This is a genomic window from Burkholderia sp. E168m22 (assembly GCF_001319805.1).
GTDB lineage: Bacteria > Pseudomonadota > Gammaproteobacteria > Burkholderiales > Burkholderiaceae > Burkholderia > Burkholderia orbicola.
In genome coordinates this window covers 46,607-62,974 of record NZ_BBSK01000114.1, presented here as the reverse complement: position 1 = coordinate 62,974, position 16,368 = coordinate 46,607, and the positions used below count along the sequence as shown (strand labels likewise).

Annotated in this window: 11 protein-coding genes; 7 read left to right on the top strand and 4 right to left on the bottom strand. The window is 68.2% G+C overall.

Going from position 1 to position 16,368, the window contains the following annotated elements:
* Window positions 1-5 precede the first annotated feature (5 nt).
* From AP428_RS27250 to AP428_RS27235, 4 genes are all read left to right on the top strand, one after another.
* On the top strand, window positions 6-2,180 hold the full coding sequence (locus AP428_RS27250; protein ID WP_011694906.1) for a malate synthase G: 2,175 nt from the start codon (window positions 6-8) through the stop codon (window positions 2,178-2,180).
* A gap of 558 nt (window positions 2,181-2,738) precedes the next feature.
* Complete coding sequence (locus AP428_RS27245; protein ID WP_011548773.1) at window positions 2,739-4,304, top strand: sensor domain-containing diguanylate cyclase; 1,566 nt, start codon at window positions 2,739-2,741, stop codon at window positions 4,302-4,304.
* Between the two features lie 149 nt (window positions 4,305-4,453).
* Window positions 4,454-5,836, top strand: a complete 1,383-nt coding sequence (locus AP428_RS27240; RefSeq protein ID WP_041489506.1) for a cache domain-containing protein — start codon at window positions 4,454-4,456, stop codon at window positions 5,834-5,836.
* A gap of 31 nt (window positions 5,837-5,867) precedes the next feature.
* Entirely contained in the window at window positions 5,868-6,512 is a 645-nt protein-coding gene (locus tag AP428_RS27235; protein ID WP_011548771.1) for a response regulator transcription factor, read from the top strand.
* Window positions 6,513-6,566: 54 nt separating this feature from the next.
* Here the strand turns inward: AP428_RS27235 and AP428_RS27230 are convergent, their stop codons facing one another.
* Window positions 6,567-8,087, bottom strand: a complete 1,521-nt coding sequence (locus AP428_RS27230; protein ID WP_011548770.1) for an MFS transporter — start codon at window positions 8,085-8,087, stop codon at window positions 6,567-6,569.
* Between the two features lie 144 nt (window positions 8,088-8,231).
* Here AP428_RS27230 and AP428_RS27225 point away from each other — a divergent pair, with 144 nt between their 5' ends.
* Window positions 8,232-8,870: a TetR/AcrR family transcriptional regulator gene (locus AP428_RS27225; RefSeq protein ID WP_011548769.1), complete on the top strand. Its 639-nt coding sequence runs from the start codon at window positions 8,232-8,234 to the stop codon at window positions 8,868-8,870.
* Between the two features lie 80 nt (window positions 8,871-8,950).
* Here AP428_RS27225 and AP428_RS27220 read toward each other — a convergent pair whose 3' ends face one another.
* On the bottom strand, window positions 8,951-9,547 hold the full coding sequence (locus AP428_RS27220) for a phospholipid-binding protein MlaC (RefSeq protein WP_006480212.1): 597 nt from the start codon (window positions 9,545-9,547) through the stop codon (window positions 8,951-8,953).
* Window positions 9,548-9,873: 326 nt separating this feature from the next.
* On the opposite strand from AP428_RS27220, the gene AP428_RS27215 reads away from it, so the two are divergent.
* The gene (locus tag AP428_RS27215; protein ID WP_011548768.1) at window positions 9,874-12,507 is read left to right on the top strand and encodes an MMPL family transporter; all 2,634 of its coding nucleotides are present in this window, start codon (window positions 9,874-9,876) and stop codon (window positions 12,505-12,507) included.
* Complete coding sequence (locus tag AP428_RS27210; protein WP_011548767.1) at window positions 12,500-13,543, top strand: VacJ family lipoprotein; 1,044 nt, start codon at window positions 12,500-12,502, stop codon at window positions 13,541-13,543. The genes AP428_RS27215 and AP428_RS27210 overlap by 8 nt, the downstream gene beginning before the upstream one ends.
* A gap of 129 nt (window positions 13,544-13,672) precedes the next feature.
* On the opposite strand, the gene AP428_RS27205 is transcribed toward AP428_RS27210, so the two are convergent.
* Together AP428_RS27205 and shc are read right to left on the bottom strand one after the other, a co-directional pair.
* Complete coding sequence (locus tag AP428_RS27205) at window positions 13,673-14,380, bottom strand: phosphorylase (protein ID WP_011548766.1); 708 nt, start codon at window positions 14,378-14,380, stop codon at window positions 13,673-13,675.
* A gap of 3 nt (window positions 14,381-14,383) precedes the next feature.
* Window positions 14,384-16,357, bottom strand: a complete 1,974-nt coding sequence (gene shc, locus AP428_RS27200) for a squalene--hopene cyclase (protein WP_011548765.1) — start codon at window positions 16,355-16,357, stop codon at window positions 14,384-14,386.
* Window positions 16,358-16,368 lie beyond the last annotated feature (11 nt).

Here is a 16,368-nt window from a genome sequence, read left to right as displayed (position 1 = left end):
TCACGATGATCGACCAAGCAGGACTGCAAGTCGCGCCAGCGCTAAGCCAGTTCATTGAAAACGAAGCGCTGCCGGGCACCGGCATCGACAAGGCCGCGTTCTGGAGCGGTTTCTCGGCGCTGGTGCACGACCTCGCGCCGCGCAACCGCGAGCTGCTCGCCGAACGCGACCGCCTGCAGCAGGAACTCGACGCGTGGCATCGCGCGCACCCCGGCCCGGTACGCGACCATGCCGCGTATCGCGCGTTCCTCGAAAAAATCGGCTACCTCGTGCCGGTCCCGTCGAACGTCGCGGCAGCCACCGCGAACGTCGACAGCGAGATCGCCACGCAGGCCGGCCCGCAGCTCGTCGTGCCGCTGTCGAACGCACGCTATGCGCTGAACGCCGCGAACGCACGCTGGGGCAGCCTGTACGACGCGCTGTACGGCACCGACGCGCTGCCGGAAGACGGCGGCGCCGAACGCACCGCGGCCTACAACCCGACGCGCGGCCAGCGCGTGATCGACTACGCGCGCAATGTGCTCGACAACGCGGCGCCGCTCGCGAGCGGCTCGCACCGCGACGCGCTGCGCTACCGCGTGCAGGACGGCCAGCTCGCGGTCGAAACCGCGCAGGGCGTCGTGCACCTCGCGCAGCCGGCGCAGTTCGTCGGCTATCAAGGCGCGGCCGATGCGCCGTCCGCGATCCTGCTGAAGCACAACGGCCTGCACCTCGAGATCCAGATCGATGCGTCGACCCCGATCGGCCGCGCCGATCTCGCGAACGTGAAGGACGTCGTGCTCGAAGCCGCGGTCAGCACGATCATCGACTGCGAGGATTCGGTCGCGGCGGTCGACGCCGACGACAAGGTCCAGCTCTACCGCAACTGGCTCGGCCTGATGCAGGGCACGCTGGTCGAGGAAGTCGCGAAGGGCGGCAAGACCTTCACGCGCCGCCTGAACGCCGATCGCGAGTACACGACGCCGGCCGGCGGCACGCTGTCGCTGCACGGCCGCTCGCTGCTGTTCGTGCGCAACGTCGGCCACCTGATGACCAACGGCGCGGTGCTCGACCGCGACGGTAACGAAATTCCGGAAGGGATTCTCGATGGCGTCGTCACGACGCTGTGCGCGCTGCACGACCTGAAGGCCAAGCGCAACTCGCGCACGGGCTCGATCTACATCGTGAAGCCGAAGATGCACGGGCCGGTCGAAGTCGCGTTCGCCGACACGCTGTTCGCGCGCATCGAAGATCTGTACAACCTGCCGCGCAACACGCTGAAGATGGGCATCATGGACGAGGAGCGCCGCACCAGCGTGAACCTCGCCGCGTGTATCGCGGCAGCGGCCGCGCGCGTCGCGTTCATCAACACCGGCTTCCTCGACCGCACCGGCGACGAGATGCATACCGCGATGGAAGCGGGCCCGATGATCCGCAAGGGCGACATGAAGTCGTCGGCGTGGATCCAGTCGTACGAGCGCAACAACGTGCTCGCGGGCCTGTCGGCCGGCCTGCGCGGCCGCGCGCAGATCGGCAAGGGCATGTGGGCGATGCCGGACCTGATGCATGCGATGCTCGAGCAGAAGATCGCGCATCCGCGCGCCGGCGCGAACACCGCCTGGGTGCCGTCGCCGACCGCCGCGACGCTGCACGCGCTGCACTACCACCTCGTCGACGTGCAGGCCGTCCAGCAGGAACTCGAGAAGACACCGTACGCGAGCGAGCGCGACGCGCTGCTCGAAGGGCTGCTGACCGTGCCGGTCGTCGAGCGTGCCGCGTGGAGCGAGGCCGAGATCCTGAGCGAGGTCGAGAACAACGCGCAGGGCATCCTCGGCTACGTCGTGCGCTGGGTCGAACAGGGCGTCGGCTGCTCGAAGGTGCCGGACATCCACGACGTCGGCCTGATGGAAGATCGCGCGACGCTGCGCATTTCGAGCCAGCACATCGCGAACTGGCTGCGCCACGGCGTGATCACCGAGGCGTTCGTGCTCGACGTGTTCAAGCGGATGGCCCGCGTCGTCGACCAGCAGAACGCCGGCGATCCGAACTATCGCCCGATGGCGCCCGGCTACGACCAGTCGACCGCGTTCAAGGCCGCGTGCGCGCTCGCGCTGCAAGGCACGTCGCAGCCGAGCGGCTATACCGAGCCGCTGCTGCATCGGTTCCGGCTCGCGTTCAAGGCGCAGCAGCACGGCGCATAAACCTGCGCAGGCAGGCGCGTCCCGCATGCCGGAATGCCGGTTGTACACCGGCCTCGCGAAACGGGCAGCCTCACGGCTGCCCGTTTTTCATATTCGCGTTCACCCGATCGTTGAAACCGATAATCGGCGCCTATCGCCGGCTTTCGCGTGCGACGGTCCGCCGATCGTTAATTCGCCGTTTCCGCGGCCGTATGGCGCCCCGCCTTCCGCCGCGCCGCAAAGCCTTGCGGGGCAACGCTTCCCCCGATATTTGCAAGCCCGGGATTACACCATAATTTGACCCCGATCAACCCGACGCAACATTTTCCGCGCATGCAAACACGCGCGTTATACTCCGTGGAATTCGCATCGCGCGATTCATCGGATCGTCGAATTGCAGTAGACGTTTACCTATGAATATAGGGTTTATCCGGCCGCGATCGTCGATAATCGGTGCCCGTTTTCTCAGCTGAACGGAGGGCTGGTACGGGCAGGGCTGCGCACCGGATCGCCACCGGTAGTCATACGAACAATCGCATCGGCCCGCCGCCCGGCGACGATGCCCCCGATCCACGGACCATGGCCGAAACCGACTACGCAATGCCCAGCGAATCCGGCCTGACGAGCCGTGTCGCCGCTCATCTGCGCCGGTTCCTCCTGCCGCACCTGATCTTCTATACGGGGCTGCTGATCGCGCTGATCCTGCTGCTCCTGTGCGGGATCGTGCTGTACGAAGGCCGTATCGATGCGCGCGACCGCTCGCGCAGCATGCAGCAGAACCTCGCGCTGATGGCGTCGTGGGACATCGAACGCAACATCGAGATCTATTCGCTGTCGCTGCAGGCGGTGGTCGAAGGCGCGAACGACCCCGAAGTCACCAGGCTGCCGATGCCGCTGCGCCGCCAGGTGCTGTTCGACCGTGCGACGACGGCCAAGTACCTCGGCGGCATCTACGTGCTCGACGCGAAGGGCGACATCGCGGTCGACGGCAAGAGCGACGTGCCGCGCAAGGCCAACTTCGGCAACGAGCCGTACTTCACCGTGCACCGCGCCCGCCCCGACGTCGGCCTGTACGTCAGCGATCCGTATCATTCCCGGCTGCGCGGGGGCTCGCCGAGCATCGCGCTGAGCCGGCGGATCACGCGGCCCGACGGGTCGTTCGGCGGCGTCGCGGTGATGTCGATCCGGCTCGAATATTTTCAGAACCTGTTCTCGCGCCTGTCGCTCGGCGATCGCGGTTCGGTTGCGCTGATCAACACGGACGGCAAGATGGTCGCGCGCGAGCCGTACGACCCCAAGATCGTCGGCCGCGACATCAGCCGCGCGAGCACGTTCCGGCAATTCATGACCGCCAGCGAAGGCAGCTTCGCCGATACCGCATCGATCGACGGCGTGCGGCGCCTGTACGTGTTCCGGCACCTCGACGGCCTGCCGCTCATCGTCATGGTCGCGCGCTCGGAAGCGGACACCTACGCCGCGTGGTACGACCGTGCGATCCCGATCGGCTCCGCGATGGTCTTGCTCGCGATCGGCTTCGTCGGCCTGTCGCTGCTGCTCGACGTGCAGCTGCGCAAGCGCCACCGCGCGGAAACCGAGCTGCAGGCGCTCGCGCGCACCGACGGCCTGACGGGCCTCGACAACCGCCGGATGCTCGACGTCACGCTCGCGCGCGAATGGCGCCGCGCCGCACGTTCGCAACATGCGTTGTCGCTGCTGTTCATCGACGTCGATTACTTCAAGCACTACAACGACACGCAGGGCCACCAGGCCGGCGACGACGCACTCGCCGCGGTCGGCCACTGCATCGCCGGATGCCTGCGCCGGCCGGCCGACTATGCGGCGCGCTACGGTGGCGAGGAATTCGTCGTGGTGCTGCCGGACATCGACACGGACGGCGCGGTGACGATCGCCGAAACGATCCGCACGGGCATCCTCGATCTCGGCATCCGGCACGACGCCGGCACGGTCGGCCGGCTGACGGTGAGCATCGGCGTGACGACCAGCTATCCCGAGCGCGACGACAACATCCAGGCCGCGCTGAAGCTGGCCGACGAGGCGTTGTACCGGGCGAAGGAAGGCGGGCGCAACCGCATCGTCGTACAGGCAGCCACGTCGCCGGACGATCTCGAGTCGCGGCAGGCCTGAGCGTACGGACAGCGGCGGGGCCGCCGCCGTCCGCGTGCAAAATCACCGACAATATCGGCTCGATACGCCACCGCGCCGCCGCGCGGCCGATGCGCGCGGCCAGCCGGCGCCTGACCGGCCGCACCCGTTCGCGGCCGCTTCGCACCACCATGAGACTCAAGGCAAAGATCTTCCTTCTGGCCATCGTGCCGTTCCTGCTCGCGATCGCCGGCATCGGCTTCGGCGTGCGCCAGCAGGCGACGTCGCTCGCGCGCACCCAGCACGCGACGATCCAGGCCGCGTACCTGTCGAGCAAGGAAGTCGAGCTGAAACACTACGTCGAGCTCGCGACGAGCGCGATCATGCCGCTCTACGACGCGAGCGGCCGCAATGCGCGCGACGATGCGCTGCTGCGCACCCAGGCGCTCGCGATGCTGCAGAAGATGGATTTCGGCCCCGACGGCTATTTCTTCGTGTACGACCTGCACGGCAATTCGCTGATGCATCCGCGCGAGCCCGAGCGCGTCGGCCACAACTTCTGGTCGATGCGCGACCCGCAGGGCGCGCTAACGATCCAGAAGCTGATCGGCGCGGCATCGCACGGCGGCGGCTACGTGCGCTACGCCTGGCAGCGGCCGTCGACGGGCCGCGTCGCGCCGAAGCTCGGCTATGTCGTCGCGCTCGAGCGCTGGGGCTGGATGGTCGGCACCGGCATCTATCTCGACGACGTCGATACCGCACTGCAGCGCATCGACGCGCGCGCGTCCGCGAACATCGAACGCACGATGAGCTGGCTCACCGCGATCGCGCTCACCGGCGCGGCGGCGATCGCCGTGTGTGCGTTGGTGCTGAACGTCAGCGAGTCGCGCAGCGCCGATGCGAAGCTCAAGCTGCTCGCGCAGCGCGTCGTCGAATCGCAGGAGCAGGAGCGCGCGCGGCTGTCGCGCGAACTGCACGACGGGATCAGCCAGATGATGGTGTCCGCGAAGCTGATGCTCGAATCGGCGCTCGCACGCTTCGAGCGCGGCACGTCGCGCGTGCCCGAAGCCGAGCAGGCGCTCGCGTCGGGCGTCGGGCGGCTCGGCGACACGCTGCGCGAGGTCCGGCGCATCTCGCATGCGCTGCGGCCGTCGATGCTCGACGATCTCGGCCTCGCGGCCGCGCTCGAGCAACTCGTGCGCGAACTCGGCGCCGAAAGCGGCATCGACATCGGCTATACGCAGGTCGCGCACAGCGGCACGCAGCCGCTGCCCGAAGCCGTCAACACCGCGCTGTTCCGGATTGCACAGGAAGCGCTCAGCAACATCGTGCATCATGCGCGGGCGTCGCGCGCGGCCGTCACGCTCGACGTCGGCGCGCACACCGTCACGCTGACGATCGCCGACAACGGCTGCGGCTTCGACGCCGAACGCTCGCAGGCCGACGTGCGCCACGGCATCGGCCTGCGCAACATGCGCGAACGCCTCGACGCACTCGGCGGCACGCTGACGATCACGTCGCAGGTCGGCCACACGATCGTCGCCGCGAGCGTGCCGCTGCCCGGCGCGGCGTGACGACGCGCCCCATCACAGGAGACTTTCACGCATGAGCGCCCCCGATACCGCCCGGCCCGCTGCCCGACTGCTGCTCGTCGACGATCACCCGCTCGTGCGCGACGGCTTGCGGATGCGGCTGGAAGCGGCCGACCTGTCGGTGGTCGGCGAGGCCGGCAACGCGGACGAGGCGCTCGCGCTCGCCGAGTCGCTCGAACCCGATCTCGCGCTGATGGACGTCGGCATGAACGGAATGAACGGCATCACGCTCGCGGGCGTGTTTCATGAGCGGTTTCCGGGCATCCGCGTGCTGATGCTGTCGATGCACGACAACATCGAATACGTGACGCAGGCGGTGCGCGCCGGCGCGAGCGGCTACCTGCTGAAGGATTCGCCCGCAAGCGAGATCGTCCGCGCGATCGGCGCGGTGCTGGCCGGGCAGACGTTCTTCAGCGAAGGGCTGGCCGCGCGGATGATCCAGGCCAGCGCGACCGCATCGCCGCTGGACCGCTTGACGCCGCGCGAGCGCGACATCCTCGACGCGCTGGCCGAAGGGCTGTCGAGCAAGCAGATCGCGCAACAGACGGGGCTGTCGGTGCGCACGGTCGAGACGCATCGGCTCAACCTGAAGCGCAAGCTGGAGATCGAAGGGCAGGCCGAGCTGATCAAGTTCGCGGTCGAGCATCGGCGGCGGTAGGCGCGCCTGCCGCACCGATTCGCAACGAAAAAGGCGATCGGCCGAAACGCCGCCTCATTCCGGTTCCGGCTGCGAAGGCGTCACGCACGATACGGCCGTTCGCGGCTCCTTTTCACGCCGCATCGTCAACATCACCACGACCGCCATACTGAGGATCCCGGAACACAGGATCGCGATCGAAAACCCGTGCGTCATCGCATCCCGATACGCGCCGAGCATGTCAGGTCGCCCAGCCACGAACACGTGCTCCATCACTGCCTGCCGCGCGAGCGTATCCGCTTGCGCACTGCCCGCCACGTGCATCGCCACCGTCATCCGGTGCAACGCGCCCACGCTCATCATGCTGCCGAGCACCGCGATGCCCAGGCTCATCCCGGTCTGGCGCAACGCGTTCATCGTCGCCGACGCCATGCCCGCGCGCTCCGCCGGCGCCAGCTCCATCACGGTCATGCCGGTCGCCGGCACCGCGAGCCCCATGCCGACGCCGAGCAGCGCCAGCACCACGCCGAGCGCCGCATAGGGGGTTGCCGCACCGAAGCCGGCCATCACCGCGAGCATCGCGCCGATCAACCCGTACCCGGCCACCATCAGCGCGCGCAACGGGATACGCGCCGCGATGCGCCCGAACAGCATCGACGTGATCGCCGTCATCACAAACTGCGGCATCAGTTGCCACCCGGCTGCGGCGGGCGCACGGCCCTGCGCCTGCTGCAGGAACAACGACAGGAAGAACAGGCTGCTGTACCCCGAGAACCCGAGCACGAACGACGCGAGATTCGCGCGCACCAGCCGCCGGTCGCGAAACAGCCACACCGGCAACAGCGGCCGCGCGACACGCGTTTCGACACGGACGAATACGACGAACGCCACCGCCGCGCCCGCCAGCGGCGCCAGCACCTTCACGTGCGAGGTGCCGGCTTCGCCGATGCCGATCAGCCCGTAGGTCAGCAGGCCGAGCCACGCCACGCTCAGCACCTGCCCGAACGGATCGAACGCCGCATGCTCCGGATGCCGCCGCTCCGGAATGCCCCAGGCGCCGAGCAGCACGGCAACGATACCGATCGGCACGTTGACGAGAAAGATGTCCTGCCATCCGCCATGCTCGACGAGCAGGCCGCCCAGCAGCGGCCCGACGATCAGCGCGAGCGCGCTGAACGCCGACCACCCGCCGATCACGCGGGCGCGTTCGCGCGCGTCGGGAAACGCATGGGTGAGGATCGGCATCGCACCGGGAATCAGCAACGCGCCGGCGAGCCCCTGGATCGCGCGGCCAGCCAGCAGCGGCTCGATCCGGCCCGCACACGCGCAGACGATCGACCCGGCCGTGAACAGGATCACGCTGGCGAGCCACACGCGCTTGTGACCATAGCGGTCACCGAGCGGGCCGGCCGACAGCATGAATGCGGACAGCGCGAGCGCGTACGCGTTGACGACCCACTGCAGGCCGCCGATATCGGTATCGAGCGCCGTCTGCAGCGTCGGTAACGCAACGTTGACGATGCTGATGTCCAGCGTGGCGAGAAAGGTGCCCAGACACGCGGCCAGAACGAGTGCGGCACGACGGTAACGAGACATGGCGGTCGGCCCGCGGCGGGCCTGTCAATGAGAATGCTTCTCATCTTATATATCGACTGACCGTCGGTCAATTAACTACGTTGGCCGTAAACGAGGTGCTGGCCTAAACTGCGGGCTTTGCATGAACGGGCGTCGAGCCGCGCGATGACGGACAGGACCAAGACAGGGATCAGGACAGGGAAAGACGACGGGGCGGCGGGCAAGCCGCGCACGAAGCCGGCGGAAGTCCGCCTCGAAGAGCTGATGGCCGCGGCCGAGACGCTGTTCCTCGCGCAGGGCGTCGAGGCGACGACCATCAGCGAGATCGTCGAGCACGCGCAGGTCGCGAAGGGCACGTTCTATCACTACTTCGAATCGAAGGCCGACATGCTCGCGGCGCTCGCGCAGCGCTACACGGCATCCTTCCTCGACCAGTTGCAGCACGCGGTGAACGGGTGCGACGCCGACGACTGGCTCGCGCGCCTGCGTGCGTGGATCCGCGCCAGCATCGAAATCTACGCGGCGACTTATCGCACGCACGACATCGTCTACACGAACCATCATCACCACGATCGCGAGAATGCCGACAAGAACGCGATCCTCGAGCAGCTCGGTGCGATTCTCGACGGTGGCGTCCGGGCCGGCGCCTGGCGGCTCGCGCACCCGCCAGTCACCGCGCTGCTGATCTACGCCGGCGTGCACGGCGCGACCGACCACATCATCGCGTCGCCGGAAACGGATCGCGCCGCGTTCGTCGATGCGGTGGTCGACGATTGCCTGCGGATGCTCGGTGTCGGCACATAGCGGCAATCCACTCGCCGCCATGAAAAAAGGGCGCCCGAGGGCGCCCTTCCTGCATTCGGACCACGGCCTTGCAACAGCCGTCAGTTCGTCCGCGAATTGTGTTTCTGCAGATACGCGATCAGGCCGTCGATCCCGCCCGTCGCGAGCTGGCTCTTGAATTGACCCTGATAGACCTGGATCAGCCACGCACCCGACATGTCGATGTCGTAGATCTTCCAGTCGTTGCCGACCTTGCCGAGACGATAGCCGACCGACTGGCTGTCGCCCGGCGTCGTCACCGTCGATTGCACGAGCGCGTCCGCGCCCGACGCGCCGCCCGGCTTGAACGAGAACTTCGCGTCCTGGTTGCCGAGCTGCGCGAGCGACGCGGCGTAGGTGCGCGTCATCAGCAAGCGGAACTGCTTGTACAGTTCCTGCTGCTGTTGCGGCGTGGCCTGCTTCCACGCGTCGCCGACCGCGATGCGGGTCGTGCGCTCGAAGTTGGTCACGGGCAGGAAGCGCTGCTCGACGACCTGCGTGATCTTCGCCATGTCGCCGCCGCGCGCGGCCGGATCGGCCTTCATCGCATTGACGGTACCCTCGACCGCCGTGCGGACGACATCGACCGGCGCGCTCTGCGCGAAAGCGGAAACCGACACGGCGGCCGCCGCGACGAAAGCAAACAGATGACGTTTCATACGAATTTCGCACTCGATGGGAAAAAACGGCCGGCTCTTTGCATCGGCCGGTGGAGCAAAGTATACCGGGCCTGACGCCCCGTTGCCGCGCGGTGACCGACTGTTACCTTTCAGCGCCGTTTGTCACAGGCCCTTGGCGGCGTGTCGACGCATCGCCGTGGCGATTATGTAAATATCCCCATACAAATGGGCCGGCTGCGCGATCCGATTGCCACGCCGGTAGCAAATATCCTTCCCGCCCCGATTCTCTGCAACGTCACGACCGTCGCCGCGCCGCGCCGGTATACTTGGCTACTTTGCCCTAGCCAGCCGCTCCCCACCGCCACATGGTGACATCTCTCATCGTCCGACTCGTTGCGTGGTCGGTGCGCCGCCCCGTCTGGGTCGTCGTCCTGTCGCTCGTCATCGCCGCCTTCAGCGGCGTCTACGTCGCGCAGCATTTCAAGATCAACACCGACATCAGCAAGCTCGTCGATGCGGAGCCGCAATGGGCCGCACTGAGCAAGGCGGTCGACAACGCGTTCCCGCAACGCAACGGCACGATCCTCGCCGTCGTCGAGGCACCCGCGCCCGAATTCGCGACTGCCGCCGCGCATGCACTCACCGAAGCGCTGCGCAAGGACGCCGATGCCGGCCGTATCGGCCCGGTCGCCGAACCGGGCGGCGGGCCGTTCTTCGAGCACAACGGGCTGCTGTTCCTGTCGCCGCAGGAGGTCTCCGATACGACCGCGCAGCTCGCGAGCGCCCGCCCGCTCGTCAACGAACTCGCGAAGAACCCGAGCCTCACCGGGCTCGCCACCACGCTGTCCACCACGCTCGGCCAGCCGCTGCTGACCGGCCAGGTGAAGCTGCCCGCGATGGCGAAGCTGCTCGCGCGCAGCGCCGCGACGGTCGACGACGTGCTGGCCGGCAAGCCGGCCGCGTTCTCGTGGCGCGCGCTGGTCGACAACGACGCGGCGCGGCAGCCCGCGCGCGCGTTCGTCACCGTTCAGCCGGTGGTCAACTACGGCGCGCTGAAGGCCGGCGCGGCAACGAGCCAGGTGATCCGCGACGCGGCCCGGTCGCTCGAGCTCGACAAGCGCTACGGCGCGGCCGTGCGCCTGACCGGCGAACAACCGCTCGCCGACGACGAATTCGCGTCGGTCGAAGACGGCGCCGCACTCAACGGCGTACTCACGCTGCTCGCCGTGCTCGTGATCCTGTGGCTCGCGCTGCGCTCGAAGCGGATGATCGGCTCGGTGCTCGTCACGCTGTTCGTCGGCCTCGTCGTGACGGCCGCGCTCGGCCTCGCGATGGTCGGCTCGCTGAACATGATCTCGGTCGCGTTCATGGTGCTGTTCGTCGGCCTCGGCGTCGATTTCTCGATCCAGTACGGCGTGAAGTATCGCGAGGAACGCTTCCGCGACGAGCGCATCGATCACGCACTGATCGGCGCCGCGCATTCGATGGGCATGCCGCTCGCGCTGGCCACGGCGGCCGTCGCGGCGAGCTTCTTCTCGTTCATCCCGACCGCGTATCGCGGCGTGTCCGAGCTCGGTCTGATCGCGGGCGTCGGGATGTTCGTCGCGCTGCTGACCACGCTCACGCTGCTGCCGGCGCTGCTGCGCCTGTTCGCGCCGCCGGGCGAATCGAAGACGCCGGGTTTCCCGTGGCTCGCGCCCGTCGACGATTACCTCGATCGCCATCGCAAGCCGATCCTGATCGGCACGCTCGCGGTCGTGATCGGCGCGCTGCCGCTGCTCGCGTTCCTGCATTTCGACTTCAACCCGCTGCACCTGAAGGACCCGAACAGCGAATCGATGGCGACGCTGCTCGCGCTGAAGGATTCGCCGGAAGCCGCCGTCAACGACGTCACGCTGCTCGCGCCGTCGCTCGCGCAGGCCGATGCGGTCGCGAAGCGCCTCGACGCGCTGCCCGAAGTCGGCCGCACGACCACGCTGTCGACCTTCATCCCGGCCGACCAGCCGGCCAAGCGCGCGGCGATCGCCGCGGCCGCGAGCGAACTGCTGCCCGCGCTGACACAGCCGGCCGCGCCGCCCGCGACCGACGCGCAACGCGTGGCCGCGCTCAAGCGCGTGTCGGATCTGCTGAGCTATGCAGCCGAAGATCACCCGGGCCCGGGCGCAGCGGCCGCGCAGCACCTGTCCGCGTCGCTCGCGAAGCTTGCCGCCGCCGACAGCGCGACGCGCGACCGTGCCGAGCGCGCATTCTCCGATACGCTGCGCATCGCGCTCAACCAGCTCGCCGCGCTGCTGCAGCCGCAAGACATCACGCGCGAATCGCTGCCGCCGCAGATCGTGCGCGACTGGGTCGCGCCGGACGGCCACGCGCTCGTGCAGATCTCGCCGAAGGTGCCGAAGGGCGTCGATCCGAACGACGACACGATGCTGCGCCGTTTCGCCAAGGCCGTGAAGGCCGCGGAACCGGGTACGACCGGCGGGCCGATCTCGATCCTGCATTCGGCCGACACGATCATCAACGCGTTCCTGCACGCGGCGATGTGGTCGATCATCTCGATCACGGTCCTGCTGTGGGTCACGTTGCGCCGCTTCGGCGACGTGCTGCGCACGCTCGTGCCGCTGCTCGTGTCGGGCATCGTGACGCTCGAGATGTGCGTCGTGCTCGGCATGTCGCTGAACTTCGCGAACATCATCGCGCTGCCGCTGATGCTCGGCGTCGGCGTCGCGTTCAAGGTGTATTTCGTGATGGCGTGGCGCGCGGGGCAGACGGGCCTGCTGCATTCGAGCCTCACGCACGCCGTGCTGTTCAGCGCCGCGACGACGGCAACCGCCTTCGGCAGCCTGTGGCTGTCGCACCATCCGGGCACGTCGAGCATGGGCAAGCTGCTCGCGCTGGCCCTGACCTGTACGCTGATCGGCGCCGTGGTGTTCCAGCCCGTCCTGATGGGCAAACCGCGCGTCAAGCGCGCCAAGAACCAATCGCAAGGAATCAATGAATAAGGTGCGAATCATTGCGGCGACCGTCGCCGCCAGCGCGGTGCTGACCGGCTGCGCGACGGGACCGAACCGCAACCCCAACGACCCGCTCGAGCCGATGAACCGGGCGATGTACAAGTTCAACGACACGGTCGACACGAACATCGCCCAGCCGATCGCGAAGGGCTACCAGAAAGTCACGCCGACGCCGGTGCGCACCGCGATCAGCAACTTCTTCTCGAACCTCGGCGATCTCGGCAACATGGCCAACAACCTGCTGCAGTTGCGCATCACCGATGCGACGCAGGATTTGATGCGCGTGGCGATGAACTCGCTGTTCGGCGTCGCCGGCCTGATCGACATCGCGACGCCGGCCGGGCTGCCGAAGCATCACCAGGATTTCGGGCTGACGATGGCGCGCTGGGGCATGCCGTCCGGCCCGTACCTCGTGCTGCCCGTGTTCGGGCCGAGCACGATCCGCGATGGCGTCGGCCGCGCGGTGGACGTGCGCTTCAACCTGCTGAACTACATCGAGCCGGCCGCGCGCAATCCGATGTACATCGCGCAGTTCATCAGCGCGCGTTCCGACCTGCTCGGCGCGACCGACCTGCTGAAGCAGGCCGCGCTCGATCCGTATTCGTTCGTGCGCGACGCGTACCTGCAGCAGCGCAAGTCGCTCACGTATCACGGCCAGTCGGCGTCGGCCGCGGCGCCGAACTACGCGGAGCCGGGTGAAGCCGGTGCAGTGCCGGCGGCCACGCCGACCATGCCGGGCGGCTTGCCGAACTATGAGGACCCGGGCGATGCGGGCGGCACACCCGGCGGCGCATCGGGCGCGGCGCCGAACAATGCACCGGCCGCGCCGGGATTGCCGCAGTACGACGATCCGGGCGCGGATAGCGCGATGCCGGCGAGTGCGCCTGCCGCGACACCGGTCGCTGCGTCGGCTGCTGCACCCGCAGCTGCGTCGGCGGGAGCGACGACAGCGCCGGCTGCCAACGGCGCGCCGATCGCGCCGGCGATGCCGACGCTGCCCGCGAGCAGTCCCGCCGCGCAGTAACGCCGCGCAGTAACGCCGCAACGGCGTCCGCGCAAAAACAAAGAGCGCTGCATGATGCAGCGCTCTTTGTTTTTGCGCGCGAAACGGCAGACCGAAAAGCGGGAAAGAAGGGTAGCGGCGTGTGTCTGCTCAGACGATCCGCATCGCCCCCGCACGCCCAAACGCATGCCGCGCCTGAATCAGCGTCGTGCGCGCTGCGCGCGCATCGCTGGCAACTTGCAGCAGCGGCCCGAGCTGCGACGGCTGCTTCAGCAGTTCGCGCAGGATCGGCAGGATCGCCGTGCTGCCGTCGTCGCGCAGGCCGGCCGTCGCTGCGCTCGGCAGCGTGCGCCACGCCGGATCGACGATCGCGCGGCACACCGCGAACGGCACGCCGCGTGCAGCCGCGAAGGCCGCCGCGATATGCGACTCCATGTCGACGGCCAGCGCGCCCTTCGCGTGATGCAGCGCCGCCTTGTCCTGTTCGCTGACGACCGGCGCGCCGACGGCCGCGATCGTGCCGCGCGTGACGCGCGCCCACACCGGCGTGTCGTGCAGCGCGGCGACGAGCCGCGTGCTCCAGCCCGCGTCGGTCTCCACGCGACCGAACGGCCCGTCGATCGCGTTCGCGATCACGAGCGCACCGGGCGCGAGATCCGGTGCGAGCCCGCCCGCCGTGCCGAAGCTGACGATGCCCGCGCAACCGCGCGAAGTCGCTTCGGTCAGCGCCCGCTCGAGCCGGTCGGCCCGCGCGGCGAACACGGCCTCGACGCCTTCACCGCGCGCGATGCGCGCCTCGAACGCCATCCCGGTCACCGCGATGATGGGCAATACGCCGTCGTGCTGCGTCGTCGCCACGCGTTACATCCCGACCGTCACGCGCGTCGCGTTCGCGCGCTTCAGGTTGCGGTAGCGCGCCAGCGCCCACAGCGGGAAGAACTTGCGATAACCGTGGTAGCGCAGGTAGAACACGCGCGGGAAGCCCGTTGCCGTGAAGCGCGTCTCGTCCCACAGCCCTTCTTCGTTCTGCTGAGCGACGAGGTAGTCGACGCCGCGCGCCACGGCCGGGTTGTTCACTTCGCCGGCCGCCATCAGGCCGAGCAGCGCCCAGGCCGTCTGCGACGCCGTGCTCGGCGCCTGCTCGTAACCGCGGTAGTTCAGCTTGTAGCTGTCGCCGTCCTCGCCCCAGCCGCCGTCCTTGTTCTGGATCGACAGCAGCCACTGCGCGGCGCGCTTCATGCGCGGGTCGTCCGGCGTCAGGCCGGCCGCATTCAGCGAGCACAGCGCCGTCCACGTGCCGTACACGTAGTTCATCCCCCAACGGCCGTACCAGCTGCCGTCCGGCTCCTGTTCCTTCAGCATGTAGTCGAGCGCGCGGCGGGCCGGCTCGCTGTTCAGCGGCGTCTCGCCGAGCTGCGACAGCATCGACAGGCAGCGGCCCGACACGTCGGCCGTCGGCGGATCGAGCAGCGCGCCGTGATCGGAGAACGGGATGTTGTTCAGGTAGTACTGCGTGTTTTCCGGTTCGAACGCGCCCCAGCCGCCGTCGCTGCTCTGCATGCCGACGACCCATTCGCGCGCCCGCGCCATCGATTCGCGATACGTGTCCGATTGCTTGAGCTTTTGCGCGCGATCCATCGCCATCACGACCACGGCCGTATCGTCGACGTCAGGGTAGTGCGCGTTCGCGTACTGGAACGCCCAGCCGCCGGGCCGCACGTTCGGGCGGCGCGAGATCCAGTCGCCGCGCACGTCGAGGATCTGCAGCGGGCGCAGCCATTCGAGGCCGCGCAGCACGGCTTCCTCGGCACGCGCATCGCCGGTCTCGAGCAGCGCATGCGCGACGAGCGACGTATCCCACACGGGCGACAGGCACGGCTGGCAATACGCCTCGTCGTCGTGCACGACGAGCAGCTTCTCGAGCGCCTTGCGCGCGATCGCACGGTTCGGATGATCTTCCGCATAGCCGAGCACGTCGTACATCATCACCGCGTTGGCCATCGCCGGATAGATCGCGCCGAGGCCGTCCTCGCCGTTCAGGCGCTCGTCGACGAACGACACGGCCTGACGGATCGCGCGTTCGCGCGTATAGCTCGGGAACAGGCCGTCGACCGCGCGCAGCGCATGGTCGACCACGCGGAAAAACGCGAACCAGCCCGCGCTCTGATGGCCCTGGCGCGGCAGCAGCCCGGCGTTGACGGGCGGATCGATGAACAGCTCGTCGATGCGCACGCCGCGCGGGTTCTTCGCGAGCGGACGCTTCGCGTTCAGCACGAGCAGCGGCACGATCACGGTGCGCGCCCAGTACGACACCTTCGACAGGTGGAACGGGAACCACTGCGGCAGCAGCATGATCTCGACCGGCATCATCGGCACCGCGCGCCACGGAATCGCACCGTACAGCGCGAGCTGGATGCGCGTGAACACGTTCGACATCTCGGCGCCGCCCATCGCATGGATGGCACGGCGCGCGCGCTGCATGTGCTCGGCGTTCTCGTCGTCGCCGATCACCTTCAGCGCGAAATACGCCTTCACGCTCGCGCTGATGTTCGGCGCGCCGTCGGTGAACAGCGGCCAGCCGCCGTCGGCCTGCTGGATGCGGCGCAGATACTTGCCGATCTTCTGTTCGAGCTCGAGGTTCGGCGTCTCGCCAAGATAGTGGACGAGCAGCACGTATTCGGCGGGAATCGTCGAATCCGCCTCGAGTTCGTAGACCCAGTGGCCATCCGCTTGCTGCGCGGCGAGCAGCGCGTCGGTCGCACGCGCGACAGCCGCGTCGACGCCGGCCGGCACGGCGCCGGCGGACAAGGTAGCCATTTCGGTGAGATCGTTCATCGGTCCCTCTC